Origin of the sequence: Nocardiopsis sp. TNDT3 (genome assembly GCF_003427465.1) — a bacterium.
In the GTDB taxonomy this organism is placed as follows: domain Bacteria; phylum Actinomycetota; class Actinomycetes; order Streptosporangiales; family Streptosporangiaceae; genus Nocardiopsis; species Nocardiopsis dassonvillei.
In genome coordinates this window covers 1-2,244 of sequence record NZ_QPFC01000122.1, presented here as the reverse complement: position 1 = coordinate 2,244, position 2,244 = coordinate 1, and the positions used below count along the sequence as shown (strand labels likewise).

Here is a 2,244-nt window from a genome sequence, read left to right as displayed (position 1 = left end):
CACCCGGCCCCGCCCGGTCCGACCCGCACACCCAGTCCGTCCAGTCCATCCGAGCCCACACGGCCCGACCCCCGAGCCGTTCCACCCGTGGGGTCCCCACTCCCGCGGCCGGGCTCCCACCTTCTCGGTGGGGTCCCCACTCCCGCCGGTGCGGTTCCCACCTCCATGACCGTTCCCGCCCTACGATTCCAAGAAGACATGCTGAGAATCCTTCGCCCCATGGTCTCCCGGGTCACCACTCCGCTCGGCCGGAGTCTGGCCCGCCTCGGCCTCACACCGAACATCGTCACCATCGTCGGCGCCCTCGGCGTCGTCGTCAGCGCCCTGTTCTTCTATCCGCAGGGACAGCTGTACGCCGGGTCGGTCGTCGTCACGGTCTTCGTGCTCTTCGACATGCTCGACGGGGCCGTGGCCAGGGCCCGCGACAGCGCCAGCGCGTTCGGCGCCTTCCTCGACTCCAGCCTCGACCGGGTGGCCGACGCCGCCATCCTCTCCGGGCTCCTGTGGTGGTTCATCGGCGAGGGAGACGACCCCCTGCTCGCCGGACTCACCCTCTTCTGCCTGGTCAGCGGTTTCATGGTGTCCTACATCAAGGCGCGCGCCGAGGGGCTGGGCGTCAACTGCGACGTCGGCGTCGCCGAGCGCACCGAGCGCCTGGTGGTCATCCTCGTCGCCGTGGGCCTCGGCGGCCTGGACGTGCCCTACGCGCTCGCGGGCGGTCTGTGGCTGCTGGCCGCGATGAGCCTGCTCACCGTCCTCCAGCGCCTGGTGGAGACCCGCGCCCGCCTCAACGACCCCGACTACGTCGAGGGCGCCGCGGGGACCGGCGAAGCCAACGGCGGAGCCTGAGCGCACGAGGGGACGGCGAAAAGGGCAGAACGGGAAACGGGGACACGACGTGGACGAACGCACGGCCGACCTGGCCTACACGGCGGGGTGGGCGATGATCCGCCGCACGCCCGAGCGCGCGGGGCGGGCGCTGTTCCGACGCCTGGCCGACCGCTCCTGGCGCGCCCACGACGAGAGCACGCGCGGCCTGGAGCGCAACCTGAGGCGCCTGGTCGGCCCCGGGGCCACGGACACCCAGCTGCGCGCGCTCTCCCGCGCGGGAATGCGGTCCTACATGCGCTACTACTACGAGATGTTCCGCCTCCCGGCGATGGGTGAGGAGTACGTCCTGGGCCGGACCCGCGCCACCGGGATCGAGGTCCTGGAGGAGCACGTCCGGTCGGGCCGCGGTGTGGTCGCCGCCCTGCCCCACATGGGCAACTGGGACCACGCCGGGGCCTGGATCGCCCTGAGGGGCACCCCCCTGACCACCGTCGCGCAGCGGCTGCGCCCCGAGAGCCTGTTCCAGCGCTTCACCGCCTACCGGGAGTCCCTGGGCATGGAGGTGCTGCCGCTGACCGGAGGCTCGAACACCGTGGGCACCCTGGCCCGGCGGCTGCGCGGGGGCGGACTGGTGTGCCTGCTCGCCGACCGCGACATCAGCGGCACCGGCCTGGAGGTGGACTTCTTCGGGGAGCGTGCGCGCGTGCCCGCCGGGCCCGCCGCGCTGGCCCTCAACACCGGCGCGGCCCTGATGCCGGTCTCGCTGTGGTACGACGGCCCGTACTGGAACATCCGGGTCCACGACGAGATCCCCGTCTCCGGGGGAGCCACCCGCGCCGAGCGGGTCCAGGCCACGACCCAGGAGCTGGTCCGCGTCTTCGAGGGGGCGATCGCCGAGCACCCCGAGGACTGGCACATGCTCCAGCCGGTGTTCAGCGCCGACCACGCGCGTGTCTCGCGCGGCCGCGGAGCCGACGGCGGCGTTCCGGCCCCGGTCGCCGCCGACCGCGCGCGCGTCCCGCGAGGGGCGACCGCGGAGACCGCTGTGCCCGCGGTGACGGACGAGAGCACCGCGTCGGGAGGGGCGGGCGACGGCACCGCGCCGGGTGGCGCTGTCCGGGAGGACCCGGTCGGCGGCACGGTACCGGACGAGGGTGCGCCGGGAGGGGCGGGCGACGCAACCGCACCGGGCACTCGGGGCGGGTTCACCGCGGCGAACGGGGTAGGGGCCCCTCAAGGCAGCGGGGCGAGGCCCCCCGGACGAGACGAACGGAACGGGTGACCGTGGGCATGCGGGTCGGCCTGGTCTGCCCCTACGCCTGGGACGTCCCGGGCGGGGTGCAGCAGCACGTCGGCGACCTCGCCGAGGCGCTCACCGGCATGGGGCACGAGGTGTCGGTACTGGCGCCGGTG

Annotated in this window: 1 protein-coding gene and 2 pseudogenes; all 3 read left to right on the top strand. The window is 74.0% G+C overall.

Going from position 1 to position 2,244, the window contains the following annotated elements:
- The first annotated feature begins 219 nt into the window (after positions 1–219).
- Positions 220–849: a phosphatidylinositol phosphate synthase gene (gene pgsA / locus DQW06_RS03390; RefSeq protein ID WP_041552335.1), complete on the top strand. Its 630-nt coding sequence runs from the start codon at positions 220–222 to the stop codon at positions 847–849.
- A 49-nt stretch (positions 850–898) separates the two neighbouring features.
- Positions 899–1,777, top strand: a pseudogene (locus DQW06_RS03385) (phosphatidylinositol mannoside acyltransferase); the annotation flags it as partial.
- Positions 1,778–2,121: 344 nt separating this feature from the next.
- Positions 2,122–2,244: pseudogene (locus DQW06_RS03380) on the top strand (alpha-(1-2)-phosphatidylinositol mannosyltransferase); the annotation flags it as partial.